Origin of the sequence: Arthrobacter sp. StoSoilB19 (assembly GCF_019977275.1) — a bacterium.
In the GTDB taxonomy this organism is placed as follows: domain Bacteria; phylum Actinomycetota; class Actinomycetes; order Actinomycetales; family Micrococcaceae; genus Arthrobacter.
Window position 1 is genome coordinate 1,770,551 of sequence record NZ_AP024650.1, and the last position, 26,894, is coordinate 1,797,444.

The following is a 26,894-nucleotide window of genomic DNA, read 5'->3' on the forward strand; positions in this document are numbered from 1 at the left end:
TATGAGCTCCCTCCGTGCGGCTAAAGGCCTGCGGGGCCCGTTAAACGCCTGCGGGGCCTTTCCGTAGTGGAAGGGCCCCGCAGGGTTCGTTGTTACCGATGCCTCATCTAGTCGATTTCCACGGCAGCTTTCTCGTGAAGCTTTCCCGTCTCGTCGTGCCAGCCGGAGCTCAACGGCTTGAGCGTCGCCTCCACTGCACGGGCGTGGTGGCCGCAGAACAACAGCTCACCGCCGGAGGACTCGAGTACAACCCGGACATATGCCTGAGCTCCGCAACGGTCGCACCGGTCGAGTGCGTTTAGTGTGCGGTCTGCCACTGCTGTTGTCATGTCGGCCTCCTTAGTAGATCAGTACATCTATATAACCAGTATTCGTATCCGATCCATCGCAAGGATGGGGCAAGTTCGCTGTCCGCGTATCCGCAAGGTTAGGTCAAGAATTGCCCAGTTCCGCGGATCACGGAGGCTGGTGGCGCGGCGCACAAGGCGCTGCGGGTGTGGCAGACGGCTGTCGCCGCTGCCGCCGACTACCCTAGAAGGTGCGGTCCCAGCGCCGCTTCCACGTCCCTGAAGGAGTTCATCACCAGTGGCACCAAGCTCTGAGTACACCGCCCGGCACCTTTCCGTACTGGAGGGCCTTGAAGCCGTCCGCAAGCGTCCGGGCATGTACATCGGCTCAACGGACTCGCGCGGCCTCATGCACTGCCTCTGGGAGATCATCGACAACTCCGTGGACGAGGCGCTTGCCGGGTTCGGCCACGACATCCGCATCATCCTCCACGCGGACAACTCCGTGGAGATCCACGACGACGGCCGCGGCATCCCCATCGACAAGGAACCCAAGACGGGGCTCACCGGCGTCGAAGTGGTGTTCACCAAGCTGCACGCCGGCGGCAAGTTCGGCGGCGGCTCCTATACCGCCTCCGGCGGCCTGCACGGCGTTGGAGCGTCAGTGGTCAACGCCCTCTCGTCGCGCCTGGACGTCGAGGTGGACCGCGGCGGCAAGACCTACCGGATGTCCTTCCGGCGCGGCGAGCCCGGACGCTTCAAGGACACCGGGTCCCGCCCGGACCCCGCAGCGCCGTTCACTCCGTTCGTCGATGACTCGGTACTGGACATTGTGGGCAAGGCCAAGCGCGGAGTCACCGGGACCCGGATCCGCTACTGGGCGGACCGGCAGATCTTTACCCCGGATGCCAAGTTCTCCTACGAGGACCTTGCTGCCCGCGCACGCCAGACCTCCTTCCTGGTGCCCGGCCTCAAGCTCACCGTGCGGGATGAGCGCAAGCTCCCCGGAACCCCGGGGGAAGCCGGCCCGCACGAGGAGGTCTTCCACCACGACGGCGGCATCTCCGAATTCGCCGAGTTCCTGGCCGCGGACCCGGCCGTGACCGACGTGTGGCGGCTGCATGGATCAGGGAAGTTCAAGGAGACCGTCCCGGTCCTTGACGAACGGGGGCACAGCCAGCTGGCCGAGGTCGAACGTGACTGCGAAGTGGACGTTGCACTGCGCTGGGGCATCGGCTACGACAGCACCGTGCGAAGCTTCGTCAACATCATCGCCACCCCCAAGGGCGGCACGCACCAGTCAGGGTTTGAGCAGGCGCTGGTCAAGACTTTCCGGAAAGCCGTGGAAACCAATGCCCGCAAACTCAAGGCCGGCAACGACAAGATCGAAAAGGACGACATCTTCGCCGGCTTGACCGCGGTCCTGACCGTACGGCTCGCCGAACCACAGTTCGAGGGCCAAACCAAGGAGATCCTGGGCACCAGCGCCGTGCGCGCCATCGTGGCCCGGGTGGTGGAGCGGGAGATCTCCGCCAAACTGTCCTCCAGCAACCGGAACGACAAGACCCAGTCGGCCCTGCTGCTGGAAAAAATCGTCAACGAGATGAAGTCCCGCATCTCGGCCCGCGTGCACAAGGAGACCCAACGGCGCAAGAACGCGCTGGAAACGTCCTCGATGCCCACCAAGCTCGCTGACTGCCGGACGGACGACGTCGAACGTTCCGAACTGTTCATCGTGGAAGGCGACTCCGCGCTGGGCACCGCCAAGCTGGCCCGGTCCTCCGACTTCCAGGCCCTGCTGCCCATCCGCGGCAAGATCCTCAACGTGCAGAAGGCATCGGTGGGGGACATGCTCTCCAATGCCGAATGTGCAGCGCTCATCCAGGTGGTGGGCGCGGGGTCCGGCCGCAGCTTCGACATCAATGCCGCCCGGTACGGCAAGGTGATCCTCATGACTGACGCCGACGTTGACGGCGCCCACATCCGGACCCTGCTGCTGACCCTGTTCTTCCGCTACATGCGGCCCATGATCGTGGAGGGAAGGGTGTTTGCCGCGGTTCCGCCGCTGCACCGGGTGGAGGTCATCAACGCCGGCCAGAAGGCCAACGAGATGATCTACACCTACTCCGAGGCCGAACTGCACGTCCTGCTGGCCCGCCTGGCCAAGGAGGGCAAGCGGTACAAGGAGCCGATCCAGCGGTACAAGGGCCTTGGGGAGATGGACGCCGAGCAGCTGGCGGAGACCACTATGGACCCGCGGCACCGCACCCTGCGCAAGGTGGGGATCGAAAACGCGCAGCAGGCAGAGGAGATCTTCGACCTGCTGATGGGCTCCGACGTCTCCCCGCGCAAGGACTTCATCATCGCCGGCGCGTCCAGCCTGGACCGGGAGCGCATCGACGCCTGACCGGGCGCAGGGTCGCCGGGCGCTGGGATGGGTTCGGCGATCCCGGGGCTTTGACAAGCCCACCCGCCGGGTTGAAGCGCGACGGCGGCGTCAGCCCAGCAGCCCCGGAACCACCAGCAGTGCCGTGGGCAGCGCCAGCAGCAGGACGGACCCGGCCAACACGGCGCTGCGGACGGCCGCAGGAAGCTGGGGCTGGGGGGTCAGGAGGCGGCTGACCCGGGAGGCCGCGGTCCTGACCGCGTCCGAGCCCGGTCCGCCCGACGCCGACTCCAGCCCGGACAGGGCCAACGAGGGCGAGGACGGGCGGATGTCGCCGGCGCCCGCGTTTCCGGTCGACCCGCTGGCAACGATGGCTATCGCCTTGATGAGGGTGGCCTTGCTCTCCGTCCGCAGTGCGACGTCGTCGGCCAGCATCTCGATCAGGGAGTTGACCGATTCCTGTGCAAGCCGGGTGGTGGGCAGCCACGGGAGGGCCTGCCGCCAGGCGGCAAAGGCCCAGAGCAGCAGGTGGTGCCGCTGGCTGAGGTGCGCGTTCTCGTGAATCAGGACGGCCCGCAGCTCGTCCGGTTCGAGGGCGGCCATCAGGCCGTCCGACAGCACGGTCACGGAGCGGGCGCCCCCCGGGAGGCAGTACGCGACGGGGGAGTCGTGGCTGATCACCAGCGTCCCGGCATCCTGGGCCGATGGGGAGGCCAACAGTGCGAGCAGTTCACGGTGCCGGCGCCGCTGCCGCTGGATCTTGTAGTACGTCAGCAGCAGCGTGAACACCAGGTGGGCCGTCAGCAGGGCAGCAGTGGACAGTGCGAAGATATGCCAAAAGCCCAACGCCGTGGTGGGGGCATTGAACAGCACCATTCCCGCCAGCGCGCGAAGCCCTGCGATGAGGTTGTCACCGATTGGTTCCAGGCCATAGACCAGCATGGCGCCGATCATGGAGAGTCCACCCGCGAGCGCGATCGCCTGCCACAGCAGCATGGCCGTGAACGGCGACCTTGCCGGCCATTGGGCCCGTGACAGGAGAATTGGCACCGGCCAGGCCAGGATTATCGCCAGGACCGCCAGCAGGTATGAGGCCCAGAACATGGTGTGCTAGAGGTGGCCCAGCAGTTTACGCAGCGTCTCGGCTTCACCTTCGGAAACGGACCCGATGAAGCGGGCCAGGACGGCCTCGCGGTCCGGGGCTGATCCGAGGACCTCATGCATGAGTTCGGCGGTGTGGTCCGCGCGGCTGGACACGGCCTGGTACCGGTGCGGGCGGGTTCCGCGTTCGCGTTCCACCAGCCCCTTCTTTTCCAGGCGGGAGAGTACGGTGAGCACCGTGGTGACGGCCAGTTCCTTGCCTTCGTGGCCCGGTCCGCCCTGCGCCGCGGACGTGCGCGCCAGCTGATCCCTCAGGGTATTGGCCGTAGCCGCTTCCTGGCCCGCCCAGAGCAGGTCCATGACTGCCCGTTCCAGTTCACCAAGACTAGCCATTTCACTTTTCCTTTTGTTTCCCCGCACCGCGCATTCTAAGGCGCCCGGTGACGTCGCGCGGTTGTTCAACTACATAACCAAATCTACCCCGAAAACCGCCCGGGTTCTACATCGGGTAGAACATGTGGCGCGCCGGCCCCTGCCGCGCCATGCTAGGGGAGGGCGATTGGTTTTCGCCCGCCACTGCCAATGTTCTACACTTTGTAGAAGTTACAGTTCTACAAAGCGTAGAAAACTACATTGGCTAAACAGTAGGGACTGCCATGGACGCCTTGGAAATCGCACGCTGGCAATTCGGCATCACCACCGTCTACCACTTCATGATGGTGCCGCTGACCATTGGCCTGGGCCTGGTGGTGGCCGTCATCCAGACCGCCTGGTACCGCACCGGCAAACCCGAGTACCTGCGCATGACCAAGTTCTGGGGAAAGCTGTTCCTCATCAACTTCATCATGGGCGTGGCCACCGGAATCGTGCAGGAATTCCAGTTCGGCATGGCCTGGAGCGAGTACAGCCGGTTCGTGGGTGACGTCTTCGGAGCCCCGCTGGCCCTCGAGGCCCTCCTTGCCTTCTTCGTCGAGTCCACCTTCCTGGGACTGTGGATCTTTGGCTGGAAGCAGCTAAAGCCCGCCATCCACCTTGCCTGCCTCTGGGTGGCCGTTATTGGATCGGCCCTCTCCGCCTACTTCATCATCGTGGCCAACAGCTGGATGCAGCACCCAGTAGGGGTGGAAATGATCAACGGCCGGCCCGTCATGACCGACGCGTGGGCCGTCTTCACCAACAACACCGCGCTCGTGGCCGTCCCGCACACCCTGTTCGGCGCCCTGGCCGTGGCCGGCGGCTTCCTCCTGGGCATCGCCTGGTACCATCTGTGGCGGAGGCGGCACGACGGCGTTGACACGGTGGGTGCCGACGGCAAGGTCATCCCCGGTGAAGACGTCCGCATCCCCGGCCGTGACCGTACAGACCACAGCGTATGGATCCGGTCCTTGCGGATCGGCGCCGTGGTGGCCATGATCTCCTTCGCCGGCACCGCGGTCACCGGCGACCTGCAGGGCAAGCTGATGTTCCAGCAGCAGCCCATGAAGATGGCCGCCGCGGAGGCGGCCTGCCACGACGGCACCGGTTTCTCCGTCCTGAGCGTCGGAAACGTGGGGTCCAGGAACTGCGACGACGTCGTGGCCGTCATCGAGGTTCCGGGCATCCTGTCCTTCCTTGCCAAGGGCGACTTCACCACCGAGGTCAAGGGCGTCAACAGCCTGCTGCCCGAGTACAAGGCCAACTACGGGACCAACCTGCCGGACAACCCCATCTACGGTGAGCGGGCCGGCCAGGAAATCGAATACGTGCCCGTCATGGAAGTCACCTACTGGGGATTCCGGATGATGATCGGATTTGGCGGACTCGCCGCCCTGGCAGCATTGGTGGCGCTGTGGCTCACCCGCAAGGGGACCGTGCCGGAGTCGCACTGGATGATGCGGCTGGCAGTCTTTGGCATCCTGGCCCCCTTCGGCGCCAATGCCGCCGGCTGGATCTTCACCGAGATGGGCCGCCAGCCGTTCGTCGTGGCGCCCAACCCGGATCCCAGCGGCATCGACCAGGTGTTCATGTTTACCGCCGCCGCCGTGTCGCCGGGTGTCTCCGCAGGGGAACTGATCGCCTCGCTGGTGGCCCTGACGGCCGTCTACGCAGTCCTGCTGGTGGTGGAGGTGAAGCTGCTGGTCAAGTACATCCGCGGCGGCGTGGTCTCCGCAATGCCCGAACTGGTCCACGCGCCGGTGGACGAGAACGAGGACGCCACCCCGGGACCCGGCGGCCCCGGGGACGCGAAACACGCAGACGACGTCCTGGCCTTCGCCTACTAGCCCGAAACCAAGCAGAGGAAACAAACAATGGAACTGCTTCCCACCATGTGGTTCATCGCCATCGCGGTGCTGTGGACCGGCTACCTCTTCCTGGAGGGCTTCGACCTGGGCGTGGGGATGCTGATGAAGCTCTTCGCCCGCGACAACACCGAGCGCCGGGTGCTGCTGAACACCATCGGACCCGTCTGGGACGGCAATGAGGTGTGGCTGCTGACCGCCGGCGGCGCCACCTTCGCAGCCTTCCCGCTCTGGTACGCGTCGCTGTTCTCCGCGCTCTATCTCCCGCTGCTGGTCGTCCTGCTGGCACTGATCTTCCGGGCGGTGGCGTTCGAATACCGCGGCAAGGTGGACACGGACAGCTGGCGGAACCGGTGGGACTGGGCCATCGCGCTGGGTTCCTTCTTTGCCGCCTTCGGTGTGGGCGCCGCACTGGCCCTCACCACCACCGGCCTTCCGCTGAACGCCAACGGCGACCGCGAAGGCGGCCCCATGGCCTGGTTCAGCGGCTACGCCCTGCTGGGCGGTATCGCCGTGGTGGGGTTCGCGCTGCTCCACGCGCTGGCGTTCCTCGCCCTCAAGACCGACGGGGAGGTACGGCACCGCGCCCGCCAGTGGTTCGTTCGGCTCCTGCCGGCCCTGCTCCTGCCTATCGCGGCGTGGGCCCTCGCCATCCAGTTCATGGACGGCAAACCCTGGACCTGGGCCGCCGTCGTCCTGGCCGTTGCTGCGGCCGTTACTGCCTGGCTGCTGGCCCGGAAGGGCTCCGAAGGCCGGTCCTTCCTGGCCCTGGGCGCCTTCCTGGTTCTGGGCACGGCGTCCATTTTCGGGGCCGTGTTCCCGGTGGTGCTGCCCTCCACGCTGGACAGCGCCTTTGACCTCACCATCTCCAACGCCTCCTCCTCGGACTACACCCTGGGACTGATGAGCATTGTGGCAGCCTTTGGCCTTCCCCTGGTGATCGCCTACCAGGCCTGGACCTACTGGGTCTTCCGCCGCCGCGTCAGCGCCGCCCACATCCCGGAAGCCCACAGCTTCCTCCCGGCGGTGGCCGCCAGGGCGTTCACCACCAAGGGCTGACGTGCGGCCAACCTTTCCCGCCGGTCCGGCCACCCGTTCAGCAATCTACTGGCTGGGCGTCCTGGCCGCGCTCAAGGCGCTTTCCCTGGTGCTGATCGGCCAGGCCGTGGCCTCCGTCCTGGCCGGACTCGTGGCCGGAAACCCGGGCTGGGCAACCCAGCTCGCCGCCGGGCTCGCCGGCGTCGTCCTCCGCTCCCTGAGCGTCTGGGGCCAGGCCGTCGCGGGCCGCCGGGCGGCGCTGGGGGTCAAGGAAGAACTCCGGGCAGAACTGCTGGGGCGTGCCCTGCGCACGGGCGTCCGGTCCTCCGGGCCGGGTGACGGCGGCCTGGCGGTGCTGGCCACCCGCGGCCTGGACGCCCTGGACAGCTACTACACCCAGTTCCTTCCCGCGCTGGTCAACTGCGCCGCCGTGCCGCTGCTGCTGGGGGCACGGATCCTCTTCGCGGACTGGGTGAGCGCGCTGGTCATTGTGCTCACGGTGCCCCTGATCCCGCTGTTCATGGTGCTGATCGGCCGGTACACCGAGGACAGCGTCCGCCAGGCCCAGTCGTCGCTGGCCCGGCTGTCCGCACACATGCTGGAGCTCGCCAAGGGCCTGCCGGTCCTGGTCGGACTGGGCAGGGCAACCGCCCAGCGCAAGGCCCTCGAAGAAATCTCCGAAGAGTACCGCTCCCGCACCATGGGCACCCTGCGGACCGCGTTCCTGTCCGCCCTGGCCCTGGAACTCATCGCCACTATCTCAGTCGCCGTGGTGGCGGTCTTCATCGGCGTCCGGCTGGTCCACGGCGACATGCCGCTGGAGGCCGGCCTGCTGGCGCTGCTCCTGGCACCGGACTGCTACCTTCCGCTGCGGGAACTGGGCACCGCCCACCACGCCAGCGACGACGGCCGGGTGGCACTCGCGGAAACAGCCGCCGTGACCGGCGCGGCCGAAGCGATACCCCTGCCGGCGGCCAGGGCCGGCAGGCCCGGTGCCCCACTCGAGGTCACCGGACTCACGGTGACCTACGCCGGCCGGTCCGGAGCCGCCGTCGGCCCCCTCACCTTCACCGCCCCCCAGGATCGGATCACCGCCCTGGACGGACCCAGCGGTGCCGGCAAGAGCACTGTCCTGGGCGTACTGGCCGGAACCATCGGCGCCGGTGACGGGACGGGCATCACCGGATCCATTAGCGGCCTGGACCGCAGTTCCGTAGCCTGGGTGCCGCAGCATCCCGTCATGGTGGCCGGAACCGTGCTGGAGGAGGTGCTGCTGTACCTCTCGCCGGACCCCACCCATGGCCCCGACCGCTTTACCGGCGAAGAGACTGCCCGCCGCTGCCTGGAGAGGGCCGGAGCCGCCCACCTGGCAGCGAAGCACCAGGCGGAGCTGAGCCCGGGCGAGCTGCGCCGCGTGGCACTGGCCCGCGGACTGGCCAGGATCGAGGCCGGTGCCACCCTACTGCTGCTGGACGAGCCCACGGCACACCTGGATGACGCCTCCGCACTCATTGTGGAGGAGGCCATCCGGCGGCTCCGCGGCCAGGCCACCGTGATCCTGGTGGCCCACAACCAGCGCACCCGCCGGCTCGCAGACCTGCTGGCGCCCGTCGTGCCGGCGGTCCGGGCCGCGGCAGCACGGCACCACAACGGGGGTGCAACCGGCATCCTGCCCGGCCCCGGGAGAAGCGGCTCCACCCAACCCGGCTCCGCCGACGCCGCTTCCGCCGGCAATGTCAGCGCACGCGTTGACGACGCGGCGGAAGCCGGCACCAGCGGGTCCGTCAGGAGTGCCGCAAGCGTCCAGCCTGCCGCAAACGTCCAGGCTGCCCCAAGCGTTCGCGCTGCCCCAGGCGCGGCCCGCCTCCTGGCGGCCCTCCTGGCGCCGGTGCGGGGCAGGTTCGCCGCCGCTGCTGTCGTGGGCACCCTGGCGGCCGTCTTCGCCGTCGCGCTTTCCGGCCTTTCCGGCTGGCTCATCATCCGGGCCAGCGAGCAGCCGCCCATTCTCTACCTGCTGACGGCGATCGTCGGCGTCCGGTTCTTCGGCATCGGCCGGGCCGTTTTCCGCTACTGGGAGCGGCTGCTGCTGCATGATGCCGTCTTCGCCGCGCTCACCCGCCTGCGCGGCCGGCTCTGGGAATCTCTGAGCCGCAGGGCGCTGTCGCTGCGCCGGCTCCTGCAGGGCGGCAACGTGCTGGGGACGGTCATCGACGATGTGGACACGGTCCGCGACCTCCTTCCACGCGTGGTCCTGCCACCCCTCACGGCGCTCGCGGTTTCCGTCCTGGCCGTGGCTGCCACCGGCGTGCTGGTGCCGGCGGCCCTTCCCGCAGTGGCCGGCGCGGCCATCAGCGGCCTGCTGCTGGCACCCGCGGCCGCCCTGTGGGGAGACCGCAAATCCGCCAACGCCGAGCAGTCCCTGCGCTCCGGGGTCCTGCGCCGCGTGACGGCAGCCCTGGACGCCAGGGCGGAACTGCACGCAAACGGCGTGGCAGCCCGTGTGCTTGAGGCGCTGCTGGCGGAGGACCGCGACGCCACGCGCGCATCCCAGCGCTCAGCCTGGGCCGACGGGCTGGGACACGCTGTTGCCACCGCCGCCTGCGGCACCGCCGCACTGGCCGCCGCATGGCTGGCGGCTCCCGGGGTCCTTGCGGCCCAGGTTGCCCCGGCCACGGCAGCCGTGGTGGTCCTCCTGCTGCTGGCACTGGTGGAACCCTACGCAGCGATGACGACGGCGGTCCGCCAGTTCCCCGCGCTCCGTGCCGTGATGCGCCGGGTGGGGGAGTCGGGCGCCCTTGACGGCCGCCTCGACGTGTCTGCTGGGATGCAGTCCGTTCCCGGCCGCGCCGGCGGCACTCCGGGCCTTGAACTGGTGGACCTGGCCGCGGCCTGGCCCGGAGACGTCCCGGTCTTCTCCGGCGTGTTCGCGGTGGCGGGTCCCGGGCGCTGGCTGGCGGTCACCGGACCATCGGGGTCGGGAAAGTCCACCCTGCTCTCGGTGCTGCTTGGCTTCCTGCCGCCGGCCGCGGGACGGGCGCTGGTCACCGGCCGGGCGGCGTGGTGTCCGCAGGAGGCACACCTGTTCGACTCCACCATCCGCGGCAACCTCATGCTGGGCCGGCCGTCCGGGAAGGGTGCACCAACCCTGGCGGACGACGAGCTGGAGTCTGTCCTGGCCGCCGTCGGACTTGCCGGCCTGGTGGCCCGGCTGCCGGCGGGCCTGGACACCCGGATCGGTCCCGGCGGTGCCTTCCTGAGCGGCGGCGAGCGCCAGCGGCTGGCCGTGGCGAGGACCCTGCTGACCGGTGCGGAGGTGATCCTGCTGGATGAGCCCACTGCCCACCTGGACGCCGAATCGGCGGCAGCCATGCTGGCGGACCTTCGCACGGGACTCCGGGACCGCACCGTGGTGCTGGTTACCCACAATCCCGCTGACATCAAGGCCGGCGACGCCAGGCTGGATCTTTCGGCCTTCGCCGGACAACCCCGGGAATCGTTGGCCGCTTCCCACTAAGGCGGGACGGTCCCCGGCGTGCCTGCGCCTTTAGCCGCTGACGTCGTGAAGGTGGTGGACGACGTCGTGCAGGAAGTACTGGGACAACGTGAGGACGGTGAACTGCGAGCCGTTGCTGCGCAGCCCCTTGCGTCCCCAGTCGTCCTCATGGACTCCGGCGAAGGACTCGGCGGCCTGGTGTCCTTCCGCCGCCAGTTCGCGGCCCACCTCGGCCGGATCGGCGTTGGCGTAGTCCTTCTCGATGGCGGTCCGGTCCTGGTCCCAATCCTCGAAGCGGGCGTCATCCTCTGCCAGCATCAGGTTCAGCCGCTGGTCGAACAGCGCGAAAACGTCCCGCACATGGCACGCGTACTCCAGCGCGGACCAGGTGTGGTCATCGGGGCGCTGCGCCGCGTCCGGCCGGCGCAGGACGGCGAGCCACCGGGGGATCAGGCTTTCGATGCTTCCCGGTACCGTTGCCGGGGTGGCGCTGGAAGCGTCGAAATGGCATTCCGGGCAGGGGCGGGACAGGACCCAGGTCCAGTCCTTTTCATCAGGAACGATAGGCATGGGAGCAGTCTAAGCGGTGGGCCGAAAGACTCTGGGACCCGTGCAGCGCCCGGCATAGCCTTGCCGCATGAGCCCGGAAGAGCGCGGGGGTGCGGAAAGCGGTGCGGAAAGCGGTGCCGAAAGCATGGTGCGGCTGGCGGGCCTGACCAAGCGGTTCGGCCGCAACACTGCGCTCGACGGCGTGACACTCACCATTGGGCCGGGCGAGGTGTTCGGCTACCTGGGCCCCAACGGGGCAGGCAAGACCACCACCATCCGGCTCCTGATGGGGCTGCTGCGGCCCACGTCCGGTACAGCGTCGGTGCTGGGACTGGACGCCTGGCGGCAGTCCCGGGACGTCCACCGCCTGGTGGGCTACGTGCCAGGTGAGCCGGCGCTTTACGACCGCCTCACCGGCAGCCAGCACGTGGCCTACTGCGCCCACCTCCGGCACCGGGACGACGGCAAACGGGCGGCCGAGGTGGCGGCCCGGCTGGAGCTGGACCTGGGCCGGCCCGCACGCACGTTGTCCCGCGGCAACCGCCAGAAGCTCGCCGTGGTCCTGGCGGTGATGTCGCGGCCGCGGCTGCTGGTGCTGGACGAGCCGACCAGCGGAATCGACCCGCTGGTGCAGCAGGTTTTCCATTCCATCCTGCGTGAACATACTGCCGAGGGCGGCTCCGCCTTGTTTTCCTCCCACGTGCTGGGCGAGGTGGAGCGCGTGGCAGACCGCATCGGGGTGGTGCGCCAGGGACAGCTGGTGGCGGTGGAGCGGCTGCAGGACCTCGCCGCACGTTCACTGCACCGGGTCCGGGCCCGCTTCGCGGCGGAGGTGTCCGCGGCGGAGTTCGCCGGCGTGCCCGGCGTGCGGGACCTGCTGGTGGATGGGACCACGTTGAGCTGCAATGCGCCGCAGGCGGCCCTGGATGCGCTGCTGAAGCTGGTCAGCGCCCGGGAGGTGGTGGACTTCGAATGCTCTGAAGCGCCGCTGGAAGAGACGTTCCTGAGCTACTACGGAATGGACGGACCCGGCAGCGCCAGCCTCGCCGGCGCGGGAACGGCGGCGCGCCATGCTGGCTAACGTCCTGCTGAAGACGCTCCGGGACCAGGGCAGGCTGCTGGTGGCGTGGGCCGTCTCCCTGGCACTCATCGTGGCAACGTACGCGGCAGTTTGGCCCGCGGTTAAGTCACAGCCCTCCATCAGCAGCTTCATCGAGCAGATGCCGGAGGCGTTCCGCTCGCTTTTCGCCACCTCCAGCGCCGACATGTCCACTCCCACCGGATACATCCAGGTGGAGCTGCTGTCCTTCATGGGGCCGATTGCGGTGCTGATCTATGCCATCAGTTCCGGCGCGGGCGCCATCGGCGGGGAAGAGGACCGGCACACGATGGACCTGCTGCTTTCCAACCCCGTGGGGCGGGGCCGGGTGGTGGTGGACAAGTTCCTGGCCATGGTGCTGGGCACCTTCCTGCTGGCCGCCGTGCTGGGAATATCGCTGGTGCTGGAGGGCAGCATGGTGGACCTGGTCCTTCCGGCCGGCAAGGTGGCTGCCGCCATGCTGCATTTAGCGCTGCTGGGCGTCGTTTTCGGTACCGGTGCCCTTGCCCTTTCAGCAGGGACCGGACGGACCGGCCTCAGCCGCGGTGTTCCGGCCGTGCTGGCCGTCCTCGCCTACATCGTCAACGCCCTCGCGCCGCTGGTGGATGCCTTCGACCGCATCCAGAAGGTGTCGCCGTTCTTCCAGTACGTTGCCCACGACCCCCTGCGGCAGGGCGTGGCCTGGGACAGCGTGCTGGTGTCCGCTGCCACCGTTGCCGTGCTGCTGGGGCTTGCCGTCGCCGGCTTCCGGCGCAGGGACATAGCGGGCTGAGCGCCGGACGCGCGGCATCGCCCGTGGCGCCCGGGCTCTATTCCCCGGCTGCCGGTCCGTCCGTCCATGCCATGGCCGGGCCCACTGCTTCGACGGCCTGTGAGAGCGGGACGCCGGAGCCGTCGCGGCGGCCATGCTCCTGCGGCAGCGACCGGGCCACCCCGGCAGCGGATGAAGCCTTGGCCGGGCCGTGCCCTGCCCAGGCCAGCAGCAGCATGTCCTCACCCTTCAGGAACCGGTGCGACCGGACCCCGGCGGTGGCACGGCCCTTGGCCGGATACTCGGAGAAGGCTGTGACCTTGGCGGTGCCAGGGGCCGTGCCCGGCAGGGCGCCGTTGGTCCCGGCGATGGTGACCACGACGGCGGCCTCGTCCTTGGGCTGGACGGCGCCGAAGAAGATCACCTGGTCACCTGCGGCGAGCTTGATGCCCGCCATCCCGCCGGCGGCACGCCCCTGCGGGCGGACGGCGGCGGCGGGGAACTTCAGCAGCTGGGCCTCCCTGGTGAGGAACACCAGTTCGGTGGCATCGTCACCGGCAGGAGCCACGCCCACCACGGTGTCCTTGTCCTTGAGGGTGATGACTTCCCAGTCTTCCCGGTTCAGCGGGTAGTCCGGCTGGACGCGTTTCACCACGCCCTGGGCGGTGCCGATGGCCAGGACCTCATCCAGGCGCACGAACGCCACCAGGGTTTCGCCCTTCACCAGCGTGAGGAAATCCTTTGCGGGGACGCCGCCCGCCAGGTTGGGCAGTCCGGCCACCGGCGCCAGGACCGGCATGTCCATGACCTGCAGCCGGAGCATGCGGCCCAGCGACGTGACGGCGGCGATTTCGCCGCGGGCCGACGTCTTAACCACTGAGGTGTACACATCATGCTTGCTCCGTGGCCCTGCCTCGGCCAGCGGCTCCTGGTTGCCGGTGCGAGCTATTTGGCCGGACGCGGTGAGGATGGCCCAGCAGGGGTCGTCCGCGATCTCCAGTGCCAGCGGCACGGCCTTGCCCTTCTTCCCGTTGGCCCCGGCAAGTTCGGCGGACGCAACGGTGGGGGACACCGCCTCGGACTCCAGCAGCACGGTGCGGCGCGGGGTGCCGTGGTCTTCGGCAATGGCACCCAGTTCGTCGGAAACCACGGTGCGCAGCAGTTCCTCCGAGCCCAGGATCGCCTCCAGCTCCGCGATCTCGCGGCGAAGCTCGTCCTGCTCCTTCTCCAGCTCGATCCGGGAATACTTGGTCAGCTGCCGGAGGCGCAGTTCCAGGATGTAGTTGGCCTGGATTTCGGTGAGGTCGTAGATGGACATCAGCCGCTCGCGGGCCGCGGCGGCCTCGTCCGAGGACCGGATGATCTGGATGACCTCGTCAATGTCCACGATGGCGATGAGGAGGCCCTCCACCAGGTGCAGGCGGTCCTTCTTCTTCCCGAGCCGGAAGGCGGTCCGGCGCCGGACGACGTTGATGCGGTGGTCGACGTAGACACGCAACAGGTCCACCAGGCCCAGCGTTTGCGGCTGGCCATCCACCAGGGTGACGTTGTTGATGCCGAAGGAGTCCTCCATCGGCGTGTAGCGGTACAGCTGCTGCAGCACCGCGTTCGGGTTGAAGCCGTTCTTGAGCTCGATGACCAGCCGCAGGCCGTGCTTGCGGTCCGTCAGGTCCACGATGTCGCTGATGCCGGTCAGCTTCTTGGCGTTGACGGCATCCTTGATCTTTTCGATCACCTTTTCCGGGCCCACCATGTACGGCAGTTCGGTGACCACCAGGCCGGTGCGGCGCGCGGAGAGCTGTTCCACCTCCACCTTGGCCCGGGTCTTGAACGAGCCGCGGCCGGTGGCATAGGCGTCACGGATGCCGTCCAGGCCGACGATCCGGCCGCCGCTGGGCAGGTCCGGGCCCGGGACGAACCGCATGAGGTCATCCAGGGTTGCGTCAGGGTGCGCGATGAGGTGCCGGGCGGCGGAGATGACCTCCACCAGGTTATGCGGGGCCATGTTGGTGGCCATGCCGACGGCGATGCCGGTGGCGCCGTTGACCAGCAGGTTGGGGAAGGCGGCGGGAAGGACGTCCGGCTGGGTCAGCTGGTTGTCATAGTTGGGGACGAAGTCCACCACGTCTTCGTCGAGGTGGTTGGTGAGGGTGAGGGCGGCCGCAGCCAGCCGGGCTTCCGTATAGCGGGGTGCTGCCGGGCCGTCGTCGAGCGATCCGAAGTTGCCGTGCCCGTCGATCAGCGGCAGCCGCAGCGAGAAATCCTGCGCCATGCGCACCATGGCGTCGTAGATGGCGGCGTCACCGTGGGGGTGCAGCTTTCCCATGACTTCGCCCACCACGCGGGCGCTCTTGACGTGGCCCCGGTCCGGGCGCAGCCCCATGTCGCTCATCATGTACAGGATGCGGCGCTGTACCGGCTTCAGCCCGTCGCGGGCATCCGGGAGGGCCCGGGAGTAGATCACCGAGTACGCGTACTCCAGGAAGGAGCCCTGCATTTCGGACGTGACATCGATATCGACGATGTTTTCCGTGTAGTCGCTCTCCACGATGGGCTTGGAACTTTGGCGGCGGGCCATGGGGTTTGGTGAATCCTTCTGGGGTTACTGTGCAGCCTTGGGGGTGTGCTGCGTTAGTTTTTGGCTAGGCTAAGCCTATGGTGGATCAGCCCGGGGACGGCGAATATCCGGAACATTGGGAAGCCGATGTCGTCCTGCGTGACGGCGGGACAGCGCATCTTCGGCCCATCCATCCGTCGGACGCGGACGCCGTGCAGGCCTTCCACACCGGACAGTCGCAGAATTCAATCTACATGCGCTTCTTTGCGTTCAAGGCCAGGTTGTCGGCCAAGGAGCTCAAGCGCTTCACCGAAGTGGACTACAGGGACCGGGTGGCCTTCGTCATCACCATCCGCGGCGAAATCGTCGGCATCGGCCGCTACGACCGGCTTGCCGATCCCACGGAGGCCGAAGTTGCTTTCAACATCTCCGACGCCCACCAGGGCCGGGGAATCGGCTCCATCCTGCTGGAGCACCTTGCCGCCGCCGCGCATGAAAACGGGATCCGGAAGTTCACCGCCGAGGTGCTGCCGGAAAACCGCAAGATGCTGATGGTCTTCTCCGACGCCGGCTACGACGTCAAGCGCCATTTCGACGACGGCGTCGTCAGCCTCGAGTTCAACATCGACCCCACCGAAAAATCGCGCGCCGTCATGGAATCCCGCGAGCACCGCGCCGAGGCGAGGAGCGTCCGGGACCTGCTGGCGCCGTCGTCCGTTGCCGTCATCGGTGCCAGCCGCAAATGGGGCACCGTGGGGTACCAACTGCTGGAGCACATCATCGAGGGCGGCTTCCACGGATCCGTGTACGCCATCAACCCGGAGGCGCTGGAACTGGCCGGGATGATGTCCTACGGCAAGCTCTCCGAAGTCCCCGAGCCCGTCCAGCTGGCAATCATCGCCGTTCCCTACGAGGAAGTGGCCGGCGTCGTGGCGGAGTGCGCGGCAGCGGGCGTCAAGGGCGTTGTGATCGCCTCGGCAGGTTTTGCCGACGACGGCGAGCGGGGCCTGCTGCGGCAGCGCGCCCTGGTGCGCCAGGCCCGGGCCAGCGGGATGCGGGTGATCGGCCCGGCGTCGCTGGGCATCGCCAACACTCACCCGGACGTGTCGCTGAACGCGTCGATGGCGCCCACCATGCCGCTGCGCGGCGGCCTGGGCCTGTTCAGCCAGTCGGCCGCCATCGGCGTCTCGCTCTACGCCGCCTCGGCCCGGCGCCGGCTGGGACTGTCCAGCCTGCTCTCGGCAGGCAACAGGGCGGATGTCTCTGGCAACGACATGATGCAGTACTGGGAAGACGATGCCGACACCTCCGCCGTAGGCCTCTACCTGGAGTCAATCGGCAACCCGCGCAAGTTCTCCCGGATCGCACGGCGCCTGGCCCGCACCAAGCCGGTCATCGTGGCCAAGTCGGACACCATGGGGCTCCGTCTGCCGCCCGGACATGCCGTCCGGACCACCCAGGCGCCGGCCGGGGCGCTGGATGCCATGCTGCGCCAGGCGGGCGTGATCCGCGTGGAAACCGTGGAACAGCTGGTGGATGTGGCGCAGGTGGTGTCCGGGCAGCCACTGCCCGCCGGAGCCGACGTCGCCATCTTCAGCAATTCCCAGGCGCTGGGCAACGTGGTGGCGGACAGTGCCGCCGCGCACGGGCTGGGCGTTGCCCGGGTGGTTTCGGGACTGGACCTTGATGCCGGCCAGTCGGTGGCCCTGCCCGCACTGCGGACCGCCCTCCTTGACGCCCTGGCCTCCGATGCCGTGCACGCCGCCGTCGCCGCGCTGCTGCCTGCCCGAGGGCTGACCGCCGACGCGGTGGCGCAGGTCCTGGCCGAATGTTCAGCTACTGCCGGGAAGCCGGTGGTGGCCGCCTTCACCGGCATCCTGGACCCCGCCATCAACGTGGAGGGCCTGGTGGGAGCGGAGGGCTGTACCGTCCCCTGCTTTTCCAACCCCGGGGCTGCCGTGGCCGCGCTCGCGGCCGTGGTCCGTTATGCGGAGTGGGTCGGCCGTGACCAGGGGCATTTCGTCGAACCCGCCGGCTGCGACCCCCGCAAGGCGGAGGCCGAGCTGGACGCCCTGCTCGGGGACGTCACGGGCGACCAGCTCAAGCAGCTGGACCCGGCCGCGGCTGCTTCGCTGCTGAAGCATTACGGCATCCCGGTCCTGCCCTCTGCAGGATTCACCACACCGGACGAGGCCGTGGCAGCGGCAGATGCGCTGGGCTGGCCGGTGGTGCTGAAAACCACCGACCCCGCGCTGCGGCACCGGCTTGACCTTGGCGGGGTCAGGCTTGGCATTGAGGACGCCGAATCACTGCGCCAAAACGTGGTGCAGATGCGGCGCGCGCTCGCGGCCTACGGTGATCCCGCCCTGGAAGTACAGGCCATGGCGCCGGTGGGACAGGCCTGCACCTTCCGTGCCATCGAGGATCCGTTGCTGGGCCCGGTCATTTCCTTCGGCCTCGCCGGCGACGCCGTCAACCTCCTGGACGACTGGTCACACCGGGTTCCGCCGCTCTCCGCGGCGGACGTGCACGACTTCATCCGAGCTCCGCGGGCGTCCCGGAAGCTCTTCGGCTACCAGGGCCTGCCGGCTGTCGACGTCCCTGCGCTGGAGGACCTGGCCGCCAGGCTGGCCTGGATGAAGGACAACCACCCGGAGATCGCGCTGGTGGAATTCAACCCGGTTTTGTGCGGCACCGCCGGGGCCACCATCCTCGCCGCTGACGTACGCATCGGCAACGCCGCGCAGCGCACGGACAGTGCCCGCCGCGCCATGCTGGGCTGACGCGGTTAGCAAGTGACCGGACGATCTGTGAAAATGGGGGCATGAGCTTCCAGCCTCCCGCTTCGGCGCCCGAAACGCCCGGCAATGAAAACCAGGCACTCCGCCAGCACAGCTCACACAACCACGGAACACAGGGCCAGAGCCTGGAAGACGCGCTGCAGAAGGCCGGCTTCTACCCCCGCCTGGTCTCCGACGTCGTCGACGACGCACTGGACGGCCGGGACTGCGTGGCCCACCTGGTGCACCTGGAAACCCACTTCGACCGGGCAGAGGTGCGCCGCCACATCACCGTGCTGGTCCTCACCGCGGACATGCTGGTGATCACCCACGTGGATGACCAGCAACTGGACGAGGCGGGGGAGCAAATCGTCGCCCAGATCTCCACCGAGTCCGTTCCCGTGGCCCAGATCCGGTCCGTGGTCCTGAGCTACATGTACGCCCAGCCGCAGAACTACAAGCCCTCCGACCCCGTCCGGGAACTCACGTTGTCCATTGCATGGTCCGGTGGCCAGCGACTGGACATGGGTCCGGCCAGCTGCGGCGATCCGCAGTGCGAAGCTGACCACGGCTACACCGGAACCATCGCCCAGGAAGACATCGTGCTCCGCATCAGCGCGGAGGCAGACGGGCTGCAGGCAGTGCAGGACGCCAAGCTCTTCGCCAGGGCCCTGCGGGCGGTCAACACCGGTTCCGCGGCTCCCGTAACCCATGCCCAGTCCATGGGTCCGCGGACGCGGTCCGGGGTGTTCGGAAACCGGCTCAGCCGCGGGCACCAGCAGCGCTGAGATGCCGGAAGACCGCCACCGCGCCATCCAGGAAACCCCAACCATCGGCCGCACGCCCGACCTTCCAGCCCCTCCCGCCTACGGACAGCGTTCCGTGGCTGAAGTCCTCACCAGCGCCGCGGCAAGCCTCGGCGTGGTGGGCTTTACCAATACCCTTGGGCTACCGGACGCGTCCCGGGTCTGCGTTGTACTGGCTGATGGCCTGGGCAGGAACCTGCTGAAGCAAAAGGCGGCCCACACGCCCTTCCTGCGGTCCGTGATCCAGACGGGGCAGGGCGAGGTCCCCGTGTGGCTGGATTCCGCCTTCCCTTCCACCACGGCGGCGGCGCTGTCCAGCTTTGGAACCGGACTTCCGCCGGGCCAGCACGGCATGGTGGGCTACGACGTCCTGGACCCTGACCAGGACAAGGTGGTCAATCTGCTGGGGAACTGGGATCCGGGCGTCGACCCGTCCACCTGGCAGCCTTTCCCCACGGTGTTTGAACAGATCGCCGAACAGGTGGACGTCAGCACCGTCAGCCTCTCCCAGTTCGACGGCTCGCCCATGACCCGCGCCGCGCTGCGGGGCGGCAGGTTCATCTCCGGGATAACCGCGCATGCGCGGACCGCGGCCGCGGCCGAGGCCATGGCGGCCTCTGGCCCGTCCCTCATGTACTTCTACGTCAACGAACTGGACAAGGCGGGCCACCGCCACGGCTGCCGTTCCGAGCAGTGGGAACACCAGCTGGAGGAGCTCGATTCCACCGTCAAACGGCTCAACTCCACGCTTCCCGCCGGCACCACCATTGTGCTCACCGCAGACCACGGCATGCTGGACGTCCCGGAATCCCAGCGGATTGATTTCTCCACCGACCCCGGGTTGGTGGACGGGGTGCGCCATACGGCCGGTGAACCGCGGATGGTGCACCTGTATCTGGAGGAGGCGGACCTGGAAGCCGGTGCTGGGGCAGCGGAACGTTTGCTTGCCGCCTGGAAGGCGCGGTTCGGCGACCGGGTATGGGCCTTTACGCGCCAGGAAGCCGTTGCCGGGGGACTTTTTGGTGACGTCCGTCCCGCTGTTGCGGGCAGGATCGGTGACGTGATGATCGCGGCGCGTGACGCCGTCGCACTTTATGACGGCCGGCGCATGCGGCCCACCGCCATGGAAGTGGTGGGCCAGCACGGCTCGCTGACGAAGGCGGAGCGGGAGGTCCCGCTGCTCTGCTTCACCGCCGAAGGAAGGAACCGCCGGCGTGGCTGAACTCATCTTCTTCTCCGGCACCATGGACTGCGGTAAATCGACGCTGGCGCTGCAGATGGACTACAACCACCGGGCCCGCGGCCGCGGCGGCGTCCGCTTCAGCCGCAACGACCGCGCCGGAGAGTCCCGGATCTCCAGCCGCCTGGGCCTGGAGACGGACGCCGTGGAGGTGCTGGACAGCACCGACTTCTGGGAAGAAGTCATGCTTCGCCGCACCCAGGGCCAGCGTGTGGATTACCTGATCTGCGACGAGGCCCAGTTCTACTCCCCGGAGCAGGTGGAGCAGCTGGCCAAGGTGGTGGACGAAATCGACGTCGACGTCTTTGCCTTCGGCATCACGGCCGACTTCCGCACCAGGCTGTTCCCGGGTTCGCAGCGGCTCATCGAGCTTGCCGACCGGGTTCAGGTGCTGCAGGTGGAGGCGCTCTGCTGGTGCGGGCGGCGTGCAACGCACAACGCCAGGACGGTCGACGGCGTCATGGTCACCGAGGGCGCGCAGGTGGTGGTGGGTGACGTGGACATGGTGGTTGAGGCTGCCGCCGCCCCGGACGCCGGGCATGTACCCGTAGTGGGCTACGAAACGCTGTGCCGGCGCCACTTCATGCGGCGGGTGACGGCCCACGGCGCCAACCTGATGGCCCAGCAGGACCAGTTGCTCCCGTTCGACGTCGACGCCTGCCTCTGGCGCGGTTCCGGCGGACCCGGCGGGAGCCGAGGGGCTTAGCCCCACCCTCTTCGTCAAAGAAACCCCTGAAGCGGGGCTGCCCTTGAAACTGAGGTGGCCAGCTCTGTTTGTCGGACCCCCTTGCCATGATGGGTTTATGGGGAAGGCGGCGGCGGTGAGGGCGTTCGAGGAGATCCGTGTTGCCCTTGCTGTGCTTCAGGCTGAGGTGGACGGGGCGGGTCTGGAGGCGTTCGCGGATGCTGATCCGCTGGCCGGTCTGGCCGATGGCTGCCTGGATATTCTTGCCGGGGCCCGGGAGGTGGAGGCGCGGGTTGCGGGGGTGAAGGCGAAGGCTGCGGTGGCGTACGCGGAGGCTGCGCATGCTGTGGCGGGGCCGGGGGCGCCGGTGGTGGCGCAGGAGATGGCGGTCGCGGCGGAGATCGGGTGCGTGCTGGCCCTGGGTCCGCGGGCGGCGGCGTCGTTCCTGGCCACCTCCCACGCCCTGACCAGCAGCTTGCCGCGGACTTTGGAGGCGCTGCAGTCCGGGACCCTGTCGTGGCAGCACGCGATAGTGATGGCAGATGAGACGGCGAGCCTTGATGCGGCGGGGGCGGCGGCGTTGGAGGCGCATTTCCTGCCACCCGATACACCGGACCCGGACGCCCCTGACCTGGACGCACATGACCCGGCCCGCGGCTGCCCGGTTGGGGAGCTGCCGGCGCACCGGTTCCGGGTCAAGGCCCGGACCTGGCGGGAACGCCACCACGCCGAATCGATCGAGAAGCGGCATGCCAGGGGTGTGGCGGAGCGGCGGGTGGAGTTCCGGGCGGACCGGGACGGGATGGCGTGGCTGGGCGCGTACCTGCCCGCGGACCAGGCCATGTCTGGGTGGAACCGGCTCACCGCTGCCGCACGGGGTTTGCAGGGGCCGGCCGAGGACAGGACCATGCCCCAGCTGCGGGCCGACAATTTCGCCGCAGCGATCCTCGGAGGCGGCAACACCCGGGGCGGCAGCACCAGTCTCATCAGTGCCAGTGCCAGTGCCACTGCCGGCGTCGTGGCTGCTGCCGGGCCGGGCGCCGGCACCAGCGGCAGCGGTACCAGCGCCGCATCGGGAACTGGCCACCGGCCGTCGCCGGTCCGCGCCGAGGTGCTGGTTACGGTTCCGGTGTTCGCGCTGATGGGCCTGACCGATGAGCCGGCGATGCTGGACGGGTATGGTCCGGTGCCGGCGTCGATGGCGCGGCGACTGGTCGCGGACGGGGCGGCCTCGTTTTACCGGGTGTTGGTGGACCCGCGGGACGGGGCGCCGTTGGAGATCGGCCGGAAGAGTTACCGGGTTCCCAGGGCGATGCGGGCCTGGCTGCGGATGCGGGACGGGAAATGCCCGTTCCCGGGCTGCAGCAACACCTCCCTGGACACGGAGGCCGACCATCTCCTCGCCTGGCACCACGGCGGCACCACCGGCATCAGCAACCTGGGACAGCCCTGCCCGAAACACCACCGGCTCCGGCACACCACCGCCTGGAAACCCACCCCGGCCAGCAAAAACAAACCACCCGGCTGGACCTCACCCACCGGCCGCCACTACACAAGCGAACACCAGGACTGGGAACCACCAAAGTGGCCGCCAGGATTCCTGCCCGGCGAACGAAGCCTCCTCGAAGAGGCACTTCAGGAATACCTCAGCGCTTGAGCCTTTGGAGCATGTCGCCGTACGTGAACGTGGCGGCCGTCAGTGTACGCGGCGATAGCGGATGTGCGTTGCCAGCGGCGAGTGGAGCACTTCGGCGGGTTCAAAGCCGAAGGATTCAACGCCGTCGAAAATCCGTTCCCCTGACCCGAGCAGCACCGGCGCGATGTCGAGGGTGAGTTCGTCGATTACTCCCGCGATCAGCGCCTGCCGGACGGTAGACGCCCCGCCGGCGATGTCCACGCCTTTGTCCCCGGCGGTGTCACGGGCGGCAGCGTAGGCGGCATCGAAGCCGTCGGTGATGAAATGGAAGGTCGTCCCGCCCTCCATCTGGAGGGAGTCGCGGGCATGATGCGTGAGGACGAACACTGGCGCGTGGTAGGGCGGTTCGGGTCCCCACCAACCGCTCCATTCCCCGTCCCAGTCTCCGCGGATAGGGCCGAACATGTTCCGCCCCATCACATAAGCGCCGCGCGGGCGCATAAGCCATTCGCTGGCCACCTTGTCGGCGTCGTTGGCCCGGGGGTCGCCCAGGTGCCACGCATGCAGTTCCATGCCGCGTCTACCCAAGGGGTTGTCGCGGCTTTGGTCCGGCCCGGCGACGAAACCGTCCAGGGAGATGGACATGTGGCAGGTTGTGTCCGGCACCGCAGACCTCCTGGTGATTGCGCTATGTGAAGCGGCCGTGTGGTGGGGAGCCTAGCACGCGCCCGTGCGTAACGCGGCCAATGCCATCATCGGTGCGGGGAGGGAGCTTCTAGTCGCTCCGCGTGCCAAAAACGATTTCGTCCCAGGACGGCACGCTGGACCGCTTGGGCCGTGCGGGCCGTTCCGGCGCCTCAGTCTCCGGCAGCTGTCCGGTGGAGGGGGAAGCGTCTTCCTGCTTCGCCGCCGGGCGGCGGGGATTGCTGCCCAGCAGCTCGTCCAGCCCGGCGCCGCCGGAAGTTCCGGAACCAGCCCCGGGAGTCGGACCGGAGGGCTTCTGCGGGGACGCCGCAATGGTGATTTCCCTCGTGTCGGTGCTGACGCCGTCGTGAAGCCGCAGCGCATCATCGTGGCTGTCACGGTGCGGCGGAAGGATGCTGAGCCTCGACAGCATGGAAGGCCTGGTGTCCCTGCGCCTGATGAAGGAGTCGCCCTGGGCTGCCGGCGCATCCCGCTGGTCATCCTGTGGTTCCGTCTCCCCGGCCTCAGGTTCAGCCGCCACTTCGGAAGGGCGCGGGTGGGCAGCGGGCACGCCATGGGTCAGCAGCAGCGCCAGTGCGTCGTCGGAATCCTCATCCACGCCCAGGCGCTGGCCGCGGCGGGAGCGGAGCATGTCAAGGAGGCCGTCGGATTCCTTGCCGGAATCCTGCACGGGCACTCCCTGGCCGGCCGGCGACGTCCTGGACGCATCCGCGTCCGTCTCGAAATCAAAGGGGCGGTCGGAAACCGCGGTGAGGCGGCGGGCAGGAACGGGCCCGTCCAGCGGTTCAAGTTCGCTCAGCTGCTGCGCCCAGCGGTTGGTGTTCTGCAGGGACTTCCGTGCCGGGCTGAAGGTCCACAGTGCAGGAGGTTCTTCGCCAATTCCCGAGGTACCCCCGGGCTTGGCTTCGAAACTTGCTGAGACAGTCCAGGTACCGTCCTGGCGCCGCCACGAGTCCCACTCCACGGTTGAGGGGTCGATGCCGTGGGCGGACAGGCGGTGGGCCACCATGTCGTTCAGCGTTGCCGGGTTGTCGCCGAAGGCGGACCGGTAGACGTCGTGGCCGGGGGAAGGCGCCGCGACTTCAACTTTCCGCGCCTGCTGGGCAACATATTCGCGCTCCGCCAAGACAGGGCCCTCGTAACGCTCCACCTTGGCCAGCGGCATCCCGGACAGCTCGGCGACGTCCGCAGCCGTGGCACCGGCACGGATCCGTGCCTGGATGTCCCGGGGGGACATGGGAACGGCCGGCCTCTCCGTCCGCGGCCTGGCCGTGGACCGGCTGGCCGTCCTGAGGGCCTCATCGATCGGCAGCTGGAACATCTCGCCGCCGGGCCCGCTTAACAGGAGATGCGTTCCGTCGTCGTGCACGCCTACAAGCCGTAGATCCTGCATACAAATCCTCCACCCTGGCATTACTATCAATCGAAACTCTGCCACCCGGCGGCGGGGAATTGGCTCAAGGAGCAGGGCGCGCCGTCATTTTCCGCTGGAAGCAGGCCCGAAAGGTGCGTGCGGGCGCAAGGACCGGCGGCCCCGGCGGCGTCAGTGCCGCGTCAGGGCTGCCGTCAGCTGGTCCGGATGGCGGGTCGAGGCGAGCCAGTAGGGGGTCCGGTCGGCGGGGTCCGTGATCTCGATTTTTACGACGGGATCGATCCAGCCGCGGATGCACAGGTAGGCGAGCCCGTTGAGCCGGGTGCCCCGTTCCGCGGTCGCCTCCCCGGCCTTGAACTGCTGCACAGCGCCGACGAAACGGCGTTCGATGGTGGCCCTTCCAACGGTGAGGGTGTCAGCCGTGACCGAAATGACGGGGGTGGAAACAACCAGGAGGACCGCGATGATGGCGAAAAGCACCAATGCCGCGGTGTAGCCTGCCGCCATGCTGATGGGGGCGAAAACCAGGATGCCCGCTGCGGAGACGCCGGCCGCGATGATCCAGATCCAGGCGTTGGGCCACAGCTTCTCCCTGTAGACAACAGGTGTCCCGGCAGAGGGTGTGCTGGGAACGGACGCAGGCGAGCTTGAATCGGGCATAGCCCAAGCTTTCCACCTTTGGCCGGCTATTTCACCTTGGGACAGGCTCTGCGGCCCGGCCTCCCCGGGAGTCTCCCTAGGAGTGATTTGGGGGCGCGGGTTAGAGTGAGTGACTGTGACTGATCATCCCGCCACGGTAGACCTTGTCCCGGACGCAGCCTTGCCCGCCACCGCCGCTCCCACCCTGCAGGTCCAGTTGAAGATGCTGGATCCTGAGCTGGAAGCACCGTCCTACGCACATCCGGGCGACGCCGGCGCAGACCTCCGCGCCCGCGAGGACGTGGTCCTGATGCCCGGTGAGCGCAAATTGGTCCCCACCGGCGTGGCCATTGCCCTTCCTTATGGGTTCGTGGCGCTGATCCACCCCCGCTCCGGCCTGGCCACCAAGCATGGCCTGACGATCGTGAACGCCCCCGGGACCGTTGACGCGGGCTACCGGGGCGAGATTTCGGTAACACTGCTGAACACCGATTCGTCCCAGCCCATTGAGCTCCGGCGCGGCGATAGAATTGCCCAAATGGTTATCCAGCGGGTGGAGCACGCCCAATTCATTCCTGTCAGCGAACTGAGCGGATCCGTGCGGGGCACCGGAGGCTTCGGTTCCACCGGCGGGTTCAGCGTCCCCGGAGCCTGACCTTTAGGCTGCACCCGCAGCCACGCCGGCATGCACGACGGCGGAACCTCCAAAGTTTCGCCGGCAGGTTTCAGGACTGGCACTTTTCCAGAATTAAGGAGTCACCCATGGTCTTTGGGTTCGGCAGGAAAGCAAAGAGTGAAGAGCCGGCAGAGCCGGCCGACGAGCTCACGGTTGCGGACGGCGAAGAAAGCGGATCCGCCACCGCCGCCCGCCGCCAGGACGGCCCCTTCGATGAGGCCGAGATCAGCAGCCGCGACGGCTATGTGGATCTTGGTGCCTTGCTGATCACGCCCAGCGAGGGCCTTCAGCTCCGCCTCGAAGTCGAGGAGGCAACACAGCGCGTGGTGGCGGTGACGCTCGACCTGGACGGCTCCAGCCTCCAGCTGCAGGCCTTTGCAGCGCCCAAAACCGAGACCTTGTGGGATGAGATCCGCGAACAGATCGGCCAGTCGGTCGGTGCGCAGGGCGGCCAGGTTGAAGAGGTGGAAGGGGCTTTCGGTACCGAGCTGGTGGCCAAGCTGCCTGCCGGGCTCCCGGACGGGAGCCAGGGCTACCGCGTGGCCCGGTTCATCGGCGTCGATGGTCCCCGCTGGTTCCTGCGCGGCGTCCTGGGCGGACCTGCGGCGCTGGAACGCCCCGCCGCGGAACCGCTCGAAGCACTGTTCCGGCAGGTCGTAGTGGTCCGTGGCGACAGCCCCATGCCCCCGCGGGACCTCCTGCAGCTGAGGCTGCCGAAGGACGCCTCCGCCACTCCTCCGCCCGCCGCGCCCACCCTGGAGGAGCCCGAACGTGGTCCCGAAATTACCCAGATCGGCTGAGTCTCCCTACAACAA

Annotated in this window: 21 protein-coding genes; 13 read left to right on the forward strand and 8 right to left on the reverse strand. The window is 68.2% G+C overall.

The window, feature by feature from the left end:
- Window positions 1-107: 107 nt before the first annotated feature.
- Complete coding sequence (locus LDO86_RS08145; protein ID WP_018769678.1) at window positions 108-329, reverse strand: hypothetical protein; 222 nt, start codon at window positions 327-329, stop codon at window positions 108-110.
- Window positions 330-585: 256 nt separating this feature from the next.
- Between LDO86_RS08145 and LDO86_RS08150 the strand changes: the two genes are divergently transcribed.
- Window positions 586-2,694, forward strand: coding sequence for a DNA topoisomerase IV subunit B (locus tag LDO86_RS08150; RefSeq protein WP_018769679.1), 2,109 nt, complete (start codon window positions 586-588; stop codon window positions 2,692-2,694).
- Window positions 2,695-2,784: 90 nt separating this feature from the next.
- Here the strand turns inward: LDO86_RS08150 and LDO86_RS08155 are convergent, their stop codons facing one another.
- Both LDO86_RS08155 and LDO86_RS08160 read right to left on the reverse strand, forming a co-directional pair.
- Complete coding sequence (locus LDO86_RS08155; RefSeq protein WP_026265832.1) at window positions 2,785-3,777, reverse strand: M56 family metallopeptidase; 993 nt, start codon at window positions 3,775-3,777, stop codon at window positions 2,785-2,787.
- A 6-nt stretch (window positions 3,778-3,783) separates the two neighbouring features.
- Window positions 3,784-4,167, reverse strand: coding sequence for a BlaI/MecI/CopY family transcriptional regulator (locus tag LDO86_RS08160; RefSeq protein ID WP_018769682.1), 384 nt, complete (start codon window positions 4,165-4,167; stop codon window positions 3,784-3,786).
- Between the two features lie 263 nt (window positions 4,168-4,430).
- Here LDO86_RS08160 and LDO86_RS08165 point away from each other — a divergent pair, with 263 nt between their 5' ends.
- From LDO86_RS08165 to cydD, 3 genes are read left to right on the forward strand one after another with little or no spacing between them, the layout of a single operon-like run.
- The gene (locus LDO86_RS08165; RefSeq protein ID WP_018769683.1) at window positions 4,431-6,035 is read left to right on the forward strand and encodes a cytochrome ubiquinol oxidase subunit I; all 1,605 of its coding nucleotides are present in this window, start codon (window positions 4,431-4,433) and stop codon (window positions 6,033-6,035) included.
- A 27-nt stretch (window positions 6,036-6,062) separates the two neighbouring features.
- Complete coding sequence (gene cydB / locus LDO86_RS08170) at window positions 6,063-7,112, forward strand: cytochrome d ubiquinol oxidase subunit II (RefSeq protein ID WP_018769684.1); 1,050 nt, start codon at window positions 6,063-6,065, stop codon at window positions 7,110-7,112.
- Between the two features lies 1 nt (window position 7,113).
- A complete protein-coding gene (gene cydD, locus LDO86_RS08175; protein ID WP_224084419.1) occupies window positions 7,114-10,605 on the forward strand; it encodes a thiol reductant ABC exporter subunit CydD in 3,492 nt (1,163 codons plus the stop codon).
- Between the two features lie 30 nt (window positions 10,606-10,635).
- Here cydD and LDO86_RS08180 read toward each other — a convergent pair whose 3' ends face one another.
- Window positions 10,636-11,154, reverse strand: coding sequence for a DinB family protein (locus LDO86_RS08180; protein WP_018769686.1), 519 nt, complete (start codon window positions 11,152-11,154; stop codon window positions 10,636-10,638).
- 67 nt (window positions 11,155-11,221) lie between these two features.
- Between LDO86_RS08180 and LDO86_RS08185 the strand changes: the two genes are divergently transcribed.
- Window positions 11,222-12,214, forward strand: coding sequence for an ABC transporter ATP-binding protein (locus LDO86_RS08185; RefSeq protein ID WP_018769687.1), 993 nt, complete (start codon window positions 11,222-11,224; stop codon window positions 12,212-12,214).
- Entirely contained in the window at window positions 12,204-13,004 is an 801-nt protein-coding gene (locus LDO86_RS08190) for an ABC transporter permease subunit (protein WP_018769688.1), read from the forward strand. Before LDO86_RS08185 ends, LDO86_RS08190 begins: the two co-directional genes overlap by 11 nt.
- Window positions 13,005-13,041: 37 nt before the next feature.
- On the opposite strand, the gene LDO86_RS08195 is transcribed toward LDO86_RS08190, so the two are convergent.
- The gene (locus LDO86_RS08195; RefSeq protein WP_018769689.1) at window positions 13,042-15,561 is read right to left on the reverse strand and encodes a DNA topoisomerase IV subunit A; all 2,520 of its coding nucleotides are present in this window, start codon (window positions 15,559-15,561) and stop codon (window positions 13,042-13,044) included.
- A gap of 77 nt (window positions 15,562-15,638) precedes the next feature.
- Between LDO86_RS08195 and LDO86_RS08200 the strand changes: the two genes are divergently transcribed.
- The 5 genes from LDO86_RS08200 (at window position 15,639) to LDO86_RS08220 (ending at window position 22,708) form a co-directional block, all read left to right on the forward strand.
- On the forward strand, window positions 15,639-18,323 hold the full coding sequence (locus LDO86_RS08200; RefSeq protein ID WP_018769690.1) for a bifunctional GNAT family N-acetyltransferase/acetate--CoA ligase family protein: 2,685 nt from the start codon (window positions 15,639-15,641) through the stop codon (window positions 18,321-18,323).
- Window positions 18,324-18,364: 41 nt separating this feature from the next.
- A complete protein-coding gene (locus tag LDO86_RS08205; protein WP_018769691.1) occupies window positions 18,365-19,108 on the forward strand; it encodes a DUF5998 family protein in 744 nt (247 codons plus the stop codon).
- Window position 19,109: 1 nt separating this feature from the next.
- Window positions 19,110-20,348 carry a nucleotide pyrophosphatase/phosphodiesterase family protein gene (locus LDO86_RS08210; RefSeq protein ID WP_018769692.1) on the forward strand — a complete coding sequence of 413 codons (1,239 nt, stop codon included), beginning with the start codon at window positions 19,110-19,112 and terminating at the stop codon, window positions 20,346-20,348.
- Window positions 20,341-21,072 (forward strand): thymidine kinase, encoded by a 732-nt coding sequence (locus tag LDO86_RS08215; RefSeq protein WP_018769693.1) that lies wholly within the window; start codon window positions 20,341-20,343, stop codon window positions 21,070-21,072. Before LDO86_RS08210 ends, LDO86_RS08215 begins: the two co-directional genes overlap by 8 nt.
- Before the next feature lie 97 nt (window positions 21,073-21,169).
- Window positions 21,170-22,708 carry an HNH endonuclease signature motif containing protein gene (locus tag LDO86_RS08220; protein WP_224084420.1) on the forward strand — a complete coding sequence of 513 codons (1,539 nt, stop codon included), beginning with the start codon at window positions 21,170-21,172 and terminating at the stop codon, window positions 22,706-22,708.
- Between the two features lie 39 nt (window positions 22,709-22,747).
- On the opposite strand, the gene LDO86_RS08225 is transcribed toward LDO86_RS08220, so the two are convergent.
- The 3 genes from LDO86_RS08225 to LDO86_RS08235 all read right to left on the reverse strand — a co-directional run bounded on the left by LDO86_RS08225 (window position 22,748) and on the right by LDO86_RS08235 (window position 25,424).
- Window positions 22,748-23,353 (reverse strand): dihydrofolate reductase family protein, encoded by a 606-nt coding sequence (locus tag LDO86_RS08225; RefSeq protein ID WP_026265995.1) that lies wholly within the window; start codon window positions 23,351-23,353, stop codon window positions 22,748-22,750.
- A gap of 109 nt (window positions 23,354-23,462) precedes the next feature.
- Window positions 23,463-24,785 carry a septation protein SepH gene (gene sepH / locus LDO86_RS08230; RefSeq protein ID WP_026265996.1) on the reverse strand — a complete coding sequence of 441 codons (1,323 nt, stop codon included), beginning with the start codon at window positions 24,783-24,785 and terminating at the stop codon, window positions 23,463-23,465.
- Between the two features lie 150 nt (window positions 24,786-24,935).
- Window positions 24,936-25,424 carry a DUF3093 domain-containing protein gene (locus tag LDO86_RS08235; protein ID WP_018770730.1) on the reverse strand — a complete coding sequence of 163 codons (489 nt, stop codon included), beginning with the start codon at window positions 25,422-25,424 and terminating at the stop codon, window positions 24,936-24,938.
- A gap of 115 nt (window positions 25,425-25,539) precedes the next feature.
- Here LDO86_RS08235 and dut point away from each other — a divergent pair, with 115 nt between their 5' ends.
- Complete coding sequence (gene dut / locus LDO86_RS08240; RefSeq protein ID WP_018770731.1) at window positions 25,540-26,058, forward strand: dUTP diphosphatase; 519 nt, start codon at window positions 25,540-25,542, stop codon at window positions 26,056-26,058.
- Window positions 26,059-26,165: 107 nt separating this feature from the next.
- The gene (locus LDO86_RS08245) at window positions 26,166-26,879 is read left to right on the forward strand and encodes a DUF3710 domain-containing protein (protein ID WP_018770732.1); all 714 of its coding nucleotides are present in this window, start codon (window positions 26,166-26,168) and stop codon (window positions 26,877-26,879) included.
- Window positions 26,880-26,894 lie beyond the last annotated feature (15 nt).